Consider the following 13754-nt stretch of genomic DNA (forward strand, 5'->3'; position numbering starts at 1 on the left):
TACCGGGCGCGGCGGGGCGCCGCGCCTTTGCAGCGACCCGTCAGTTCGAATCGACCTGGGCCAGCATCTGGCCCGGTTTCGTATCCAGGTAGCGCCGCGCGCCGACGTAGCGCTTGGCCCAATAGGAATTCTGCATTTCGTCCACGCGCACCTTGGTGCCGCGGCGCGGCGCATGCACGAACTTGTTCTGGCCGATATAAATGCCCACGTGCGAGGTCACGCCGCGTCCGCGGGTGGCGAAGAACACCAGGTCGCCGGGGCGCAGTTCTTTCTTGTTGCCGACCGACTCGCCGGCGGTGCGCTGGGCGCGCGCGGTGCGCGGCAGTTCCAGGCCGGCGATCTCGCGGAACACATACAGCACCAGCCCGCTGCAATCGAAACCTTCGGCGTCGTCACCGCCCCAGCTGTAGGGGGTGCCGATGGCGTCCAGGCCGGCCTGCACCACGCGGTCGCGCAGGGTGGGCACGGTGGGTTCCTGGGCCAGGCGCAGGCCGTTGAGCGTCGGGCGGGCTTGTTCGGATCGCAGCGACGCCTGGGCGGCGTCGGGAATCCAGGAGAGCGTCAGGGCGATGATGGGCGCTGACAGGAATACGGGGATGCGGAATCGGGCAGTTCGGGCTTTTCGCGTGGGCGGCGTCATTACGTCACTTCAGGAATCGGAGTGGGCGGCATGGCTTTGCCTGGGCAGGCAAGCCGGCGGAAAGGGGGCGGTTCCGGGACGCATGACCCCGGATTGCCACGACATTGTAATGGAATAAAGTTTCATTACATTTGTAGTGCAATGCAGCATCGTTGTCGGCAGACGTTACCGGCCGCCGCCGTCGGCCGGCGCCGGAATATGACGCTCCCGGACACCCGCGCTCGGGCATAATCGGCGGGATATGCAAGGGAGCAGAACTCGATGATGAACGCAGTACATCCGTTGTCTTCCATGAACCGGCCGGACCCCGTGCCTTTCGAGCCGTTCCAGGATGCCGTGTCGGCGGTCGAGCGGCTGATCGAAATCTACTCGCGCAATACCGCGTTCCTGCGGGCGGCGTTTCACGACGTGCTCCAGGGCGCCGGCAACGGCCGCGCCCGCGTCCGCGCCTACTATCCCGCCATCCGCATCGTGGTCGAGACCTACGACCCGATCGACACCCGGCTTTCCTACGGCCACGTGGCCGAGCCCGGCATCTACCAGACCACCATCACGCAGCCGGCGCTGTTTCGCGACTACCTGATCGAGCAGGTCGGCCAGCTGCTGCAGAACCACCGCGTGGCGGTGGAAGTGGGCGAATCCGATTCGCCCATCCCGCTGCATTTCGCCTTCCCCGAGGGCGCCTACGTCGAAGGCGAGCACCTGGAGGCGCTGCGCCGGCCGCTGCGCGACCTGTTCGACGTGCCGGACCTGGCCGTGACCGACGACGCCATCGTCAACGGCTCGTGGCGCGGGAAAGAGGGCGAGCCCAAGCCGCTGGCGCCGTTCACCGCCCAGCGCGTGGATTATTCGCTGCACCGCTTGCAGCACTACACCTCGACCGCGCCGGCGCATTTCCAGAATTTCGTGCTGTTCACCAACTACCAGTTCTACGTCGACGAATTCTGCGCGCGCGCCCGCGCGCTCATGGCCAGCGGCAACGAAGACTATGAAATGCTGGTGGAGCCGGGCAACCGCATCACGCGGCGCGGCGAAAGCGGGCCGGGCAACGAGGAGCAGGGCGTGCGGCTGCCGCAGATGCCGGCCTACCACCTGGTGCGCGGCGACCATTCCGGCATCACGCTGGTCAACATCGGCGTGGGCCCGTCCAACGCCAAGACCATCACCGACCACATCGCGGTGCTGCGGCCGCACGCCTGGCTGATGCTGGGCCATTGCGCCGGCCTGCGCGACTCGCAGAAGCTGGGCGACTACGTGCTGGCGCATGGTTACGTGCGCGAAGACCACGTGCTCGACGACGACCTGCCCACCTGGGTGCCGGTGCCGGCGCTGGCCGAAGTGCAGGTGGCGCTGGAGCAGGCGGTGGAAGAGGTGGCCGGGCTGTCGGGCTGGGACCTCAAGCGCATCATGCGCACCGGCACGGTCGCCACCATCGACAACCGCAACTGGGAACTGCGCGACCACCTCGAACTGGTGGAGCGCTTCGCGCAATCGCGCGCCATCGCGCTGGACATGGAATCCGCCACCATCGCCGCTAACGGCTTTCGCTTCCGCGTGCCGTACGGCACCCTGCTGTGCGTGTCGGACAAGCCGCTGCACGGCGAACTGAAGCTGCCCGGCATGGCCAGCGCCTTCTACCGCCGCCAGGTGAACCAGCACCTGGAAATCGGCATCCGGGCGCTGGAGCGCCTGCGCGGCATGCCGCCCGAACGGCTGCATTCGCGCAAGCTGCGCACCTTCATGGAAACCGCCTTCCAGTAGCTACGCAGCGGGCCGCGGCGGCGGCCCGTTGATCCGTCCCCGAAGCACTTTCATTTCGCCAGTCGGGGCCGATTGCGCTATTCTCGCCGGTTGCTTGGAAATCCCCAGGCGCCGGCGCGACCCGCGCGGGCGCCTTCATGACCTGAAGGAATGCATTTTGGCAGCATCGGAACACGATGAACGCCGCGCCGGCGGCTCGCGCGCGACACAGGCCGGGCGGCCGTCGGAGCTGCGCCGCTCCCTGTCCGCGCGGCACCTGACGATGATCGCGGTGGGCGGCTCCATCGGCACCGGCCTGTTCGTGGCCTCGGGCGCGACCATTGCCAAGGCCGGCCCGGGCGGGGCGCTGCTGGGCTATGTGCTGATCGGGCTGATGGTGTATTTCCTGATGACCAGCCTGGGTGAACTGGCCGCCGCCATGCCGGTGTCGGGTTCGTTCTCGACCTACGGCGCGCGCTACGTGGAAGACGGCTTCGGCTTCGCGCTGGGCTGGAACTACTGGTACAACTGGGCGGTGACGGTGGCGGTGGACCTGGTGGCGGCCCAGCTCGTCATGGCGTACTGGTTTCCGGACGTGCCGGGCTTTTACTGGAGCGCCTTGTTCCTGCTGCTGACCTTCGGCCTGAACGCGATGTCGGCGCGCGGCTTCGGCGAAGCGGAATTCTGGTTCGCGCTGATCAAGGTGATCGCGGTGCTGGCCTTCGTGGCCATGGGCGTGATGATGCTGCTGGGCATCATCCGCGGCGGCGAGGCCGGCGGGCTGGAGAACTGGACCGTGGGCGACGCGCCGTTCGCGGGCGGCTTCGCCGCGCTGATCGGCGTGGCCATGGTGGTGGGCTTTTCGTTCCAGGGCACCGAACTGATCGGCATCGCCGCCGGCGAGTCCAAGGACCCGGCGCGCAACCTGCCGCGCGCGGTGCGCCAGGTGTTCTGGCGCATTCTGCTGTTCTACGTGATGGCCATCCTGGTGATCGGCCTGCTCATTCCCTATACCGACCCGCACCTGCTGCGCAACGAAGTCGAGGACATCAGCGTCAGCCCGTTCGCCCTGATCTTCGAACGCGCCGGCCTGCTGGGCGCGGCCTCGGTCATGAACGCCGTGGTGCTGACCTCGGTGCTGTCGGCCGGTAACTCCGGCATGTACGCGGCCACGCGCATGCTCTACAGCCTGGCCCGCGAGGGCAAGGCCCCGCGCATCTTCGGCCGCATCTCGCGCACCGGCGTGCCGCTGTGGGCGCTGCTGGCCACCACGGCCGTCGCCGCGCTGTGCTTCTTCACCTTCCTGTTCAGCCCCAACGCCGTCTACATCTGGCTGCTGAACACCTCGGGCATGACGGGCTTCATCGCCTGGCTGGGCATCGCCATCAGCCACTACCGCTTCCGCCGCGGCTACCTCAAGCAGGGCCACAACCTCGCGGACCTGCCGTACGTGTCGCCGTTCTTCCCGTTCGGCCCGATCTTCGCCTTCGTGCTGTGCCTGGTCATCACGCTGGGCCAGAACTACCAGGCCTTTCTGCAGGACCGGATCGACTGGGGCGGCGTGGTCGCGACCTATATCGGCATCCCGCTGTTCCTGCTGATCTGGGCCGGCTACCGCCTGGCCCGCGGCTCGCGCTTCGTCAGCTACCGCGACATGAAATTCCCGGACGCCCGCGCGCGCAGCGAGTATCTGGACTCGGCCCTGCGCGGCGAGCCGGCGGCGGGGGAGGCGCGCTGAGGCAGGGGTGGATCGAACCGGGGCCGCCGGTCTTCGTCTCCGGCCAACGGAGACCGTCGCATGAAGGCGACGAGAGATTCTCCCGCGCCTGCAAGCTTGTCGTAGTCGGCCCGGGATTTGGCGGCTATCCATCCAGACTGAAAATGCGCCGCATCGGCGTCCATTTCTCCCCAGGAGGCGTCCACGGCGTCGGTGCCTGGAAGGTCCACATCAGCGCTTCCCATTCCCGCAGCCGGGTGTCGCTCCCGGCGGACCGCGCCATGGCCTCGGGGTCGTATACGGCGTCGTCGGTGTCCATCACCATCACTATGCGGGTGCCCAGGCGGTAGATCTCCATGCCCAGCACGCCGTGGCGGCGCAGGTGCGCCGCCACTTCGGGCCAGATGCGGCGGTGGTGGGCTTCGTACTGCGCGATCGATCCGGCGTCGTCGCGCAGGTCCAGCGCGTAGCAATGGCGCATGGCTGTCTCGTTCAGGTCAGGGCTCGGTCCAGGTGGGTATAGCCGCCGTCGACGAAGAGCCACTGGCCGGTGGTGTGGGACGCGCGGTCCGACAGCAGGAATACGACGGTGTCGGCGATCTCGTCGGACGTGGTCATGCGGCGTTCCAGGGGGATTCTGGACACGATGTCCGCCAGTTTGCGCGGCGGATCGTCGAAGCCGTCCAACCAGCGCCGATACAGTGGGGTCATGACTTCGGCCGGCGCCACGGCGTTGACGCGCACGCCGTGTTCGGCCAACGCCGCGGCCCATTCGCGCGTGAGCGAGAGTTGCGCGCCCTTGGACGCGCAATAGCCGCTGGTGCCGCCCTGGCCGGTCACCGCGGTCTTGGACGAAATATTGACGATGGCGCCGCGGCTTGCCTTCAGGTGGGCGAGGCAGTGGTGGGCCATCACGTAGTAGTGGATCAGGTTCGCTTCCAGCGACCGCACGAAGGCTGCGCGCCCGGCGTCCAGACCCACGCCGTCGTTGATGCCGGCGTTGTTGACCAGCCCATCGATGCGGCCGCATGCGGCGGCGGCCTGTTCGACCGCGTCGCGGCAGGCCGCCTCGTCGGTCAGGTCGAACAGGAAGCAGCGCGCCTTCGGCTGCAGGCCCAGCAACTCGCGCTCGAATGCGCGCGTCATCGGGCGCTTGCCGCAGATCAGCGGAATCGCGCCTTCTTGCGCCAGGCGCAGCGATATCGCCGCGCCGATGCCGCTGGCGCCGCCGGTGACGAAGATGGTCTTGTCTTGCAGGTGCAGGTCCATGGAAGCCTCGTTCTTCGGAAATGTCACGTCAGGCCGTAGCACGCCGCGGCGGCGCCGCCCCATAGCGCGGCCCGTTCGTCGGCCGACAGGCGGCCGCGCGCCCAGTCCCGCACGATTTGGTGGGCCTCACCATAGGCGCCGGCAAGCAGGCAGACCGGCCAGTCCGAGCCGTACATCAGCCGGCGCGGTCCGAAGACGCGCAAGGCGGCGTCCAGGCAGCGGATGATGTCGGCCCTGTCCGTGGCTTGCAGGCCGCGCCGCCAGTCGGCCTCGGTGACCAGACCGGACAGCTTGCACGCGACGTGCGCCATGTCCCGGAACTTGTCGAGCGAGGCGCGCCAGCGGGCATGGGCGCCGGCGTCCGAGGCCATGGCCGCCAGGGGCGGCTTGCCCAGGTGGTCCAGCACCAGCCAGTGCGCGTCATGCCGGGCGCAAAAGGCCGCGGCGGCGTCCATCTGAGAGCTGCGCACCAGCACGTCATAGGCATAGCCCCGGGCCTGCAGCAACGCGATGCCGCGCCGCACCGCCGGCGAGGCCAGAAAGGCGTCGGGATCGGGCTCGTCCTGCACCTGATGCCGCAGGCCGCAAAGGCGCGGCGTGCCGCGCCAGGCTTCCAGCCGCGCCTCCAGGTCGCCGCCGGCCAGGTCCGCCCAGCCGACCACGCCGCGTATCCAGCCGTGCCGGCGCGCCAGTTCCAGCAGAAAATCGGTTTCGGCGATGCTGCCGCGCGCCTGCACCGCCACGACGCCGTCCAGCCCGGCCGCCTGCAAGGCGGGCAGCAGGTCGGCCGGGTTTCTGTCCTGCCTGAGCGCGGGCATGTCGGCGCCGATCCAGGGATGGCCTTCGGCCGAGTAGCGCCAGAAATGCACGTGCGCGTCGATGCGCGGCGGGACGGCGGGCGTGGCCATGGTTCAGGGGCGGTGCCGGTACCGCTCCAGCGATTCGGGTTTCATCTCGATCGAGAAACCGGGGGCGCGCGGCGGCATATAGGCGGCATTGCGTATGACGCAGGGGTCGATGAAGTGCTCGTGCAGATGGTCCACGTACTCGGTCACGCGGCCCGCGCGGGTCCCGCTGACGCAGACATAGTCGATCATGGACAGGTGCTGCACGTACTCGCACAGCCCCACGCCGCCGGCATGGGGGCACACCGGCAGGCCGTACTTGGCGGCCAGCAGCAGCACCAGCAGCACTTCGTTGACGCCGCCCAGCCTGCATGCGTCGACCTGCACGATGTCGATGGCGCCCCGCATGATCATCTGCTTGAACAGGATGCGGTTCTGGCACATCTCGCCGCTGGCGACCTTGATGGGCGCGACGCCCAGCTTCACGGCGTGGTGGCCTTCCACGTCGTCGGGGCTGGTGGGCTCCTCGATGAACCAGGGCTTGGCGAAGGCCAGCTGGCGCACCCAGTCTATGGCCTGGCCGACTTCCCATACCTGGTTGGCGTCGAGCATCAGGTGCCGGTGCGGCCCCAACGCTTCGCGGGCGATCGTCACGCGCCGGATGTCGGCGTGCAGATCGCGGCCCACCTTGAGTTTGACGTGATTGAAGCCGTTGGCCAGGGCTTCATGGCACAGGCGCCGCAGCTTGGCGTCGTCATAGCCCAGCCAGCCGGCCGAGGTGGTGTAGCAGGGATAGCCCTCGCGTTCCAGCGTGCGTATGCGCTGCGCCTTGCCGGCTTCCTGCCGGCGCAGCAGGACCAGCGCCTCCTGCTGCGTGATGCCGTCGGTCATGTAGCGGAAATCCAGGGCGCGCACGAACGCCTCGGGCGAGAGATCCGCGACCAGGCGCCACAGCGGCTTGCCCTCGGCCTTGGCCCACAGGTCCCAGGCCGCGTTGACCACCGCCGCGGTGGCCAGGTGGATCGCGCCCTTGTCCGGACCGATCCAGCGCAGCTGGCTGTCCGAGGTGACGTGGCGCCAGAAACCGCCCATGTCGGCGCGTATCGAGTCCAGGCTCAGGCCTTCCACCAGGTGGCGCAGGGCCTTGATCGCGGCGCAGCAGATTTCGTTGCCGCGGCCGATGGTGAAGGTGAGCCCGTGGCCTTCGAGCCCGGGCTGGTCGGTCTCCAGGATCACGTAGGCCGCGGAATAGTCCGGATCGGGATTCATCGCGTCCGAGCCGTCCAGCTGGCGGGAGGTCGGAAAACGCAGGTCCAGCACACGCATGGATCGGATTCTGGTCATGGTCGCCCCATGGGGAAGTTGCGCAAGCGGTCGTGGGTCATTGCTGGTTTTCGCCCGTAAGCTTGGCCATCATCAGCGCGCCCAGGATGATGGCGCCGTAGATGGCCTGGATCCAGAATGACGGCACCTGGGCCAGCGTCAGCAGGTTCTGCACCATGCCCAGCAGCAGCACCCCGCACAGCGCGCCGACCATGCCGCCCTTGCCGCCGTCCAGCGATACGCCGCCGATGACCGCCGCGGCGAAGACGGTGAAGATCATGCCGTTGCCCTGGTTGGCGTTGATGGCGCCCACATAGCCGGTCAGGATCAGTCCGCCCAGGGCGGCCAGCGTTCCGGCCAGCGTGAAGACGCCCCAGGTGACGCGGTCCACATTGATGCCCGCCGCGCGCGCCGCCGGCGCGTTGCCGCCGATCGCGTACACGGCGCGTCCCAGACGGTGGTAGCGCAGCATGACGCCGGCCGCCGCGAAAACCAATGCCGCCAGCCACACCGACCAGGGCAGGCCCAGCAGCGTAGAGGAAGCCAGCGCGAAAAACGGCTGCGGCATGTCGAACAGCGTGCTGCCGCGGGTCGCGCCCACGAGCATGCCGCGCAGCACGATCAGCATCGCCAGCGTGACGATGAAGGCGTTGAGCCGCAGCTTGACCACGAGCAGGCCGTTGAGCAGGCCGACGCAGGCGCCGGTCAGCAGCGTCGCCGCCAGGCCCACCGCGACCGGCAGCTCCGTGCCGAAGCCGCCCGCGGCCGCGGGGATGACCAGCATCGCACCTATGGCCGGCGCGAAGCCGACGGTGGACTCGACGGACAGGTCGAACTTGCCGGTCAGGACGATCAGGGTTTCGGCCACCACCACCAGCGCCAGCGCGGCCGAGGCGCCCAGGATGCCGATCAGGTTGTCGCGCGTCAGGAAGCTGGGGCTGACCAGCGCGCCCAGCACGAACAGGATGACCAGGGCCGGAATCAGGGCGAAGTCGCGCAGCCGTCCCAGCCCCGGCCGGCCGCCCAGGCGCCTGCCCGTGGCGTGGATCGTCGGCTCGGGGCTGGCGTGCGCCGCCATGGCGGAATCAGTTTTCATGCAGGCTGACTCCTTCGATGCGGGCGATCAGTTCGCTGTCGTTCCAGCCGGCCGCGAATTCGGCCGTGACCTCGCCGCGCGTCATCACCAGCACGCGGTCGCAGATGCGCAGGTCGTCGAGCTCGCTGCTCGACAGCAGAATGGCCTTGCCTTCCTGCCTGACCGCGTCCACCGCGGCCAGCAGGGCTTCCTTGGACTTGATGTCCACGCCGACCGTGGGGTCGATCAGCACCAGCACGTCCGGCGTATTGGCCAGCGCGCGCGCCATGACGACCTTCTGCTGGTTGCCGCCCGACAGGCCCGAAACGATCTGCCCGGGGCCGCTGGCCGCGATGTCCAGCGCATCGATCGCCGCCTGGGCCGACTGCCGCTTGCGGCGCGGGCAAATGAAGCCGAACCGGCCCAGCCGGCCGGGGATGGTCATGGTTGCGTTCTCGCCGACCGACTGCGTCAGCACCAGGCCTTCCTGGTGACGGTCCCGGGGCACGCAGCCCACGCCGCGCGCCAGCGCCGCCGCCACGTTTCCCGGCGGCAGGGCTTCGTCACGCACCGTGATCGTGCCGCCGGCCGCGCGCCGGAGACCGGCGACCGTCTCGGCCACGCCGCTGCGGCCGCTGCTGGCGCTGCCGACCAGGCCCACGATTTCCCTGCTGCGCACCTGCAGGCTGACGTTGGCGAAGTCGGCGCCGTGCAGGCCGCGCACGTCCAGCACCACGGGCGTGCGGAGCTGGCGCGGGCGTCCGGCCGCGTCCGGAATCTGCAGGCCGCCGCGTTCGCCCGTCATCGCTTCGATCAGCGTTTCCTTGGGCAGCTCGGCCACCGGCAGGGTCAGGATATGGCGCGCGTCGCGCAGCACCGTCGCGGTCTGGCAGATCTCGTAGGTTTCCTGCAGATGGTGCGAGATGAACAGAAAGGTGACGCCGCCGTCCTGCAGGTCGCGTATGCGGCGGAACAGGCGCTTAATTTCCTCGCCGTCCAGCTGGGCCGTGGGCTCGTCCAGGATGATGAAGCGCGCGCCATGCGACAGCGCGCACGCGATCTCGACCAGCTGGCGCGCCTCGACGCTCAGGTCGCCGGCCCGCGCGTCTTCGTGCACGTCTACCTGCCAGGCGTCGAGCAGGGCGCGCGCCTGGCGGCGCAGCGCCTTCCAGTCGATCAGGCCGCCGCGCAGCGGCTGGCGGTTGATGAAGAGGTTTTCGGCGACGCTCAGGCCTTTGATGATGGTCGAGTGCTGGTACACGCAGGCGACCTGCCGGCGCCACGCGATGCTGTCGGCCAGCGGCGGAGCCGGCTGCCCGTTGAAGGCGATGGCGCCGGCGTCGGGCCGGCGCAGGCCGGTCAGCATGGAGACCAGCGTCGACTTGCCGGCCCCGTTGCGTCCGAGCAGCGCGTGCGATTCGCCGGGCATCACGGTCAGGCTCACGTCGCGCAGCGCGTACGTGGCGCCGAACCGCTTCGACAGCCCGCATGCCTGCATCACGGGCGTCGGCTGCCGCGCGCTCATTGCTGGTTGGCCCACAGCGACTGGTCGTCGACGTTCTGCCGGGTCACCAAGGGCGCGGGAAGCTGGTCTTCAAGCACCCCGGGCAGGACTTCGACCACCACGCTGCCGTGGTCGGTCCGACCGGGCTTGAACGCCTGGCCCGCCATCGCGGCCTTGACGTAATAGAGCCCGAATTTGGCGTACAGGTCGGCCGGCTGCGACAGGGTGGCGTCGATATGGCCCTTGCGGATCGCGTCGTACTCCTGCGCGATGCCGTCGTTGCTGATGATGACGATATGCCTGGCGTCGCCGGCCGGATGCAGCAGACCCTTGCGCCGCAAGGTCTGCAGGGTCGGCGCCAGGTACACGCCGCCGGCGTGCATGTAGATGCCCTTCAGGTCCGGATTGGCCGACAGCAGGCTGTCCAGGGCCGCGGCGGCCGCGTCGGACTTCCAGCCGGCGGGGATCTCCAGCACCGTCAGGGCGGGGTAGTCTTTCATGCAGGCGCGGAAGGCTTCGGCGCGGTCGCGTCCGTTGACCGAGGCCAGGTCGCCCATGATCTGCACCACCTTGCCCGATTTCACGTGCTCGCCCAGGTATTGGCAGGACTTGGTGCCATAGGCGCGGTTGTCCGCGCGCACCACGATGGCCACCTTGCCCTTGGTGGGAGCCACGTCCACGGCGACGACGGGCACGTTCTTCTGTTCCGCCAGCTCCAGCGCGCGGCTGATGGCGGCCGAATCCAGCGGCGCGACCACCAGCCCCTTGGCGCCGAGATTGAGCAGGTTGGAGACGTCGGTGATCTGCTGGGCCGGGTCCTGGTTGGAATTGACCGGCGCCAGGATGTCGGCCTCGAGCTGCTTGGCGAACTGCAGGACGTAGCCGTTGTACGCCTGCCAGAACGGCGAGGTCAGCATCGGCAAGTTGACGCCGATCCTGTCCGCGGCCGCGGCGTGCGCGATGCCTGCGGCGGGCGCGGCCAATGCGATGGCCAGTATCAGTCGTTGGAGAAAACGCGGGCGCGGCGCCCGCGCCGGGATGGCGCGCAATGCTTTCATGATCTGGTCTCCGCAGATGCCGCCGTTGTCGCAGGGGATGCGTAGCAATCGCCGTGATCCAGCGGCCAGTCACAGCTTTATTTGCTGCCGACCAATATATTCATCTGCGGAAAAATGGCTACCGATCGCCCGAATTCTGGGATTTTTCCCAGATGAACGGCACAACGCCCCGGCGGCCATGCGCGGCCGCCGGGGCGTTGTCTGTGCACTGAGGCTTATGACTCAGGCGAGCGCTTCGATGACCGCCTCGGGATTCCGTTCGATCACGTTGAGCAGAACCAGCGCCGGCCCTCTCGGGGAACGGTCGCCGCGCTCCCAGTGCCGCAAGGTCGCGGTGGAAAAGCCGAAGCAAGCAGCGAACTGCTCCTGGGTCATGCCCACTTTGGCGCGCACGGCCTTCACATCGACCTTGCGGGGACGATGCACGCGCACGCCACGAGCGTCGCCCTTGGCGTGGGCAATCGCTTCCTGCAAGCCTTGCTTGATGCTGTTGAATGCGGTGCTCATGATTTCGCTCGCCCTTTCCAGATGCTCACCAATATCTCGACCAGGCTGGCCAGATCGTTGCGCGTGCATGGCTTGGTACGCGTTCCATTTTAATCCAATGGATTAGTGGAAGGAAGAGCAATTGACCCGAGACTCGGGCGGCCCGGCGCTGAAACGCCTCGGACGCCACGGCGTGAGCCGCCCGATCCATCATTCGATGTTCTGCGCCTGTTCCCGCATCTGCTCGATCAGCAGTTTCAGGTCCATGGCGGCGCGGGTGACGTCCATGCTGCCGGCCTTGGAGCCCAGGGTGTTGGCTTCGCGGTTCATTTCCTGGAACAGGAAGTCCAGGCGCTTGCCGGCGCTGCCGGCCGGTTTCTTATCGCCGTGTTTGCCGCCTTGCTTGCCGCCGCCGTCGGTGAGCAGGTGGCGCAGTTCTTCCAGGTGCGAGCGCAGGCGCGACAGTTCCTCGGCCACGTCGATGCGCAGGGCGAACAGGTTGGCCTCCTGCGACAGGCGCTCGGACAGCTCGGCGCCGGTGATGTGCGCGAAGCCGCCGGGGAAGGCCGATTCCACGCTTTCGCGCAGCTTGGCGGCGAGCTTGTCGCGATGGTCGGCCAGCAGCTGGGGCAGGTGGGCCTGGACGGTGTCGACGATGCGGGCCACGCCGTCGGCGCACTCGCGCATCATGCCGGCCAGCCGCTCGCCTTCGCGTTCGCGGCCCTCCTGCAGTTGGATCAGCGCCTGGCGGGCGGCCTGCAGGCAGGCCGCGCCCCAGACTTGCGGGTCCAGCGCGTCATTGGCGCGCTGGCCGGGCCAGTTGAACAGTTCGACCAGTCGCGGCGGGGCGATGTCGGGCAGGATGCGGCGGGCGGCCTGCAATTGTTCGGCCAGGTCTTCGAGCCAGGCGGGATCGAGCTTGGACAGGTCGGCGCTGGCGTTGCGCGTATAGGAGACGCGGATCTCGACCTTGCCGCGCCCGAGATTGGCGGTCAGGAGTTCGCGCAGCGGCGTCTCCACGTGGCGCAATTCGTCGGGCAGGCGGAAGTACAGGTCGAGGAACCGGCTGTTGACGCTGCGCAGTTCCAGCGCCAGCGTGCCTTGTTCCAGGTCTGCGCGGGCGTTGCCGAAGGCGGTCATGCTGCGAATCATGGTGTGCGTATCCTGGTGATGCATGTATCGGGGGCCCGGTAGCGCCAAAGCCCGCCGGCCGTGGCGCAGCCTGGCCGGCGGGGACGTTGGAACCGGGGTATCTCGCGGCAGGATACTCCAAGCGGCGCGTTCCTGCGGCCCCAGCCCGTACAATGCGCCCCATCCATGCCATCTCAGGAGCTGCCAGTGACCACTGCCCCCACCATCGCCCGCCCGTCGGGCCGCGCCGTCGACGAACTGCGCCCGTTCAGCCTCGAACGCGGATTCACGCGCTACGCCGAAGGTTCGGTGCTGGTGAAGGCCGGCAACACCCACGTGCTGTGCACGGCCAGCGTGCTGGACAAGGTGCCGCCCTTCCTGAAGGGCAAGGGGGAAGGCTGGGTCACCGCCGAATACGGCATGTTGCCGCGCGCCACGCACACCCGCGGCGACCGCGAGGCGGCGCGCGGCAAGCAAAGCGGCCGCACGCAGGAAATCCAGCGCCTGATCGGGCGCAGCCTGCGCGCGGTGTTCGACATGAAGGCGCTGGGCGAGCGCACGCTGCACCTGGACTGCGACGTGCTGCAGGCCGACGGCGGCACGCGCTGCGCCAGCATCACCGGCGCCTGGGTCGCGGCGGCCGATGCGGTCGCCTTGCTGATGAAGCGCGGCGACCTCGCGACCAATCCGATCCGCGACGCGGTGGCGGCGGTGTCGGTGGGCCTGGTCGAGGGCCGCGCGGTGCTGGACCTGGACTACCAGGAAGATTCGGCCTGCGACGCCGACGTGAACGTCATCATGACCGGCGCCGGCGCCTTCGTGGAGGTGCAGGGCACGGGCGAGGGCGCGACCTTCACCCGGGCCGAGCTGGATACGATGCTGGTGCTGGCCGAGGCCGGGATCGGCAGGCTGGTGCAGGCGCAGCGCGCGGCGTTGGCCTGATGCCGGGGCGCAGGCGGGTGGCGC

At 68.6% G+C, this 13754-nt stretch carries 13 protein-coding genes; 3 read left to right on the forward strand and 10 right to left on the reverse strand.

Annotated features, from left to right (window positions below; translation table 11 throughout):
• Positions 1-40 precede the first annotated feature (40 nt).
• Complete coding sequence (locus AC1IQ6_RS13130; protein ID WP_102771329.1) at positions 41-640, reverse strand: C40 family peptidase; 600 nt, start codon at positions 638-640, stop codon at positions 41-43.
• Positions 641-901: 261 nt separating this feature from the next.
• On the opposite strand from AC1IQ6_RS13130, the gene AC1IQ6_RS13135 reads away from it, so the two are divergent.
• Together AC1IQ6_RS13135 and AC1IQ6_RS13140 are read left to right on the forward strand one after the other, a co-directional pair.
• The gene (locus AC1IQ6_RS13135; RefSeq protein ID WP_440130614.1) at positions 902-2401 is read left to right on the forward strand and encodes an AMP nucleosidase; all 1500 of its coding nucleotides are present in this window, start codon (positions 902-904) and stop codon (positions 2399-2401) included.
• Between the two features lie 229 nt (positions 2402-2630).
• Entirely contained in the window at positions 2631-4118 is a 1488-nt protein-coding gene (locus AC1IQ6_RS13140; protein WP_246842422.1) for an amino acid permease, read from the forward strand.
• A 124-nt stretch (positions 4119-4242) separates the two neighbouring features.
• On the opposite strand, the gene AC1IQ6_RS13145 is transcribed toward AC1IQ6_RS13140, so the two are convergent.
• The 9 genes from AC1IQ6_RS13145 to AC1IQ6_RS13185 form a co-directional block, all read right to left on the reverse strand.
• Entirely contained in the window at positions 4243-4578 is a 336-nt protein-coding gene (locus AC1IQ6_RS13145) for an L-rhamnose mutarotase (protein WP_485866471.1), read from the reverse strand.
• Between the two features lie 11 nt (positions 4579-4589).
• Complete coding sequence (locus tag AC1IQ6_RS13150; RefSeq protein WP_485866472.1) at positions 4590-5366, reverse strand: SDR family oxidoreductase; 777 nt, start codon at positions 5364-5366, stop codon at positions 4590-4592.
• 23 nt (positions 5367-5389) lie between these two features.
• Positions 5390-6274, reverse strand: a complete 885-nt coding sequence (locus AC1IQ6_RS13155) for an L-fucono-1,5-lactonase (protein WP_485866473.1) — start codon at positions 6272-6274, stop codon at positions 5390-5392.
• A gap of 3 nt (positions 6275-6277) precedes the next feature.
• Positions 6278-7555: an L-fuconate dehydratase gene (locus AC1IQ6_RS13160; protein WP_485866474.1), complete on the reverse strand. Its 1278-nt coding sequence runs from the start codon at positions 7553-7555 to the stop codon at positions 6278-6280.
• A 37-nt stretch (positions 7556-7592) separates the two neighbouring features.
• Positions 7593-8612, reverse strand: a complete 1020-nt coding sequence (locus AC1IQ6_RS13165) for an ABC transporter permease (RefSeq protein ID WP_485866571.1) — start codon at positions 8610-8612, stop codon at positions 7593-7595.
• A 7-nt stretch (positions 8613-8619) separates the two neighbouring features.
• Complete coding sequence (locus AC1IQ6_RS13170; protein ID WP_485866475.1) at positions 8620-10134, reverse strand: sugar ABC transporter ATP-binding protein; 1515 nt, start codon at positions 10132-10134, stop codon at positions 8620-8622.
• On the reverse strand, positions 10131-11171 hold the full coding sequence (locus AC1IQ6_RS13175; protein ID WP_479731717.1) for a sugar ABC transporter substrate-binding protein: 1041 nt from the start codon (positions 11169-11171) through the stop codon (positions 10131-10133). Before AC1IQ6_RS13175 ends, AC1IQ6_RS13170 begins: the two co-directional genes overlap by 4 nt.
• Before the next feature lie 222 nt (positions 11172-11393).
• Positions 11394-11678, reverse strand: coding sequence for a helix-turn-helix domain-containing protein (locus AC1IQ6_RS13180; protein ID WP_102771321.1), 285 nt, complete (start codon positions 11676-11678; stop codon positions 11394-11396).
• Positions 11679-11867: 189 nt separating this feature from the next.
• Positions 11868-12809 carry a YicC/YloC family endoribonuclease gene (locus AC1IQ6_RS13185; protein ID WP_102771320.1) on the reverse strand — a complete coding sequence of 314 codons (942 nt, stop codon included), beginning with the start codon at positions 12807-12809 and terminating at the stop codon, positions 11868-11870.
• Between the two features lie 165 nt (positions 12810-12974).
• Here AC1IQ6_RS13185 and rph point away from each other — a divergent pair, with 165 nt between their 5' ends.
• Positions 12975-13730, forward strand: a complete 756-nt coding sequence (rph, locus tag AC1IQ6_RS13190; protein WP_102771319.1) for a ribonuclease PH — start codon at positions 12975-12977, stop codon at positions 13728-13730.
• Positions 13731-13754: the final 24 nt, after the last annotated feature.

This window comes from Achromobacter sp. MUI-25009338 (genome assembly GCF_057359325.1).

Coding starts and splice junctions, on each gene's coding strand:
- AC1IQ6_RS13170 (WP_485866475.1), bottom strand. CDS start 10,134: ATGAGCGCGCGGCAGCCGACGCCCGTGATGCAGGCATGCGGGCTGTCG.
- AC1IQ6_RS13155 (WP_485866473.1), bottom strand. CDS start 6,274: ATGGCCACGCCCGCCGTCCCGCCGCGCATCGACGCGCACGTGCATTTC.
- AC1IQ6_RS13180 (WP_102771321.1), bottom strand. CDS start 11,678: ATGAGCACCGCATTCAACAGCATCAAGCAAGGCTTGCAGGAAGCGATT.
- AC1IQ6_RS13175 (WP_479731717.1), bottom strand. CDS start 11,171: ATGAAAGCATTGCGCGCCATCCCGGCGCGGGCGCCGCGCCCGCGTTTT.
- AC1IQ6_RS13165 (WP_485866571.1), bottom strand. CDS start 8,612: ATGGCGGCGCACGCCAGCCCCGAGCCGACGATCCACGCCACGGGCAGG.
- AC1IQ6_RS13185 (WP_102771320.1), bottom strand. CDS start 12,809: ATGATTCGCAGCATGACCGCCTTCGGCAACGCCCGCGCAGACCTGGAA.
- AC1IQ6_RS13160 (WP_485866474.1), bottom strand. CDS start 7,555: ATGACCAGAATCCGATCCATGCGTGTGCTGGACCTGCGTTTTCCGACC.
- AC1IQ6_RS13145 (WP_485866471.1), bottom strand. CDS start 4,578: ATGCGCCATTGCTACGCGCTGGACCTGCGCGACGACGCCGGATCGATC.
- AC1IQ6_RS13130 (WP_102771329.1), bottom strand. CDS start 640: ATGACGCCGCCCACGCGAAAAGCCCGAACTGCCCGATTCCGCATCCCC.
- AC1IQ6_RS13150 (WP_485866472.1), bottom strand. CDS start 5,366: ATGGACCTGCACCTGCAAGACAAGACCATCTTCGTCACCGGCGGCGCC.
- AC1IQ6_RS13135 (WP_440130614.1), top strand. CDS start 902: ATGATGAACGCAGTACATCCGTTGTCTTCCATGAACCGGCCGGACCCC.
- rph (WP_102771319.1), top strand. CDS start 12,975: ATGCCATCTCAGGAGCTGCCAGTGACCACTGCCCCCACCATCGCCCGC.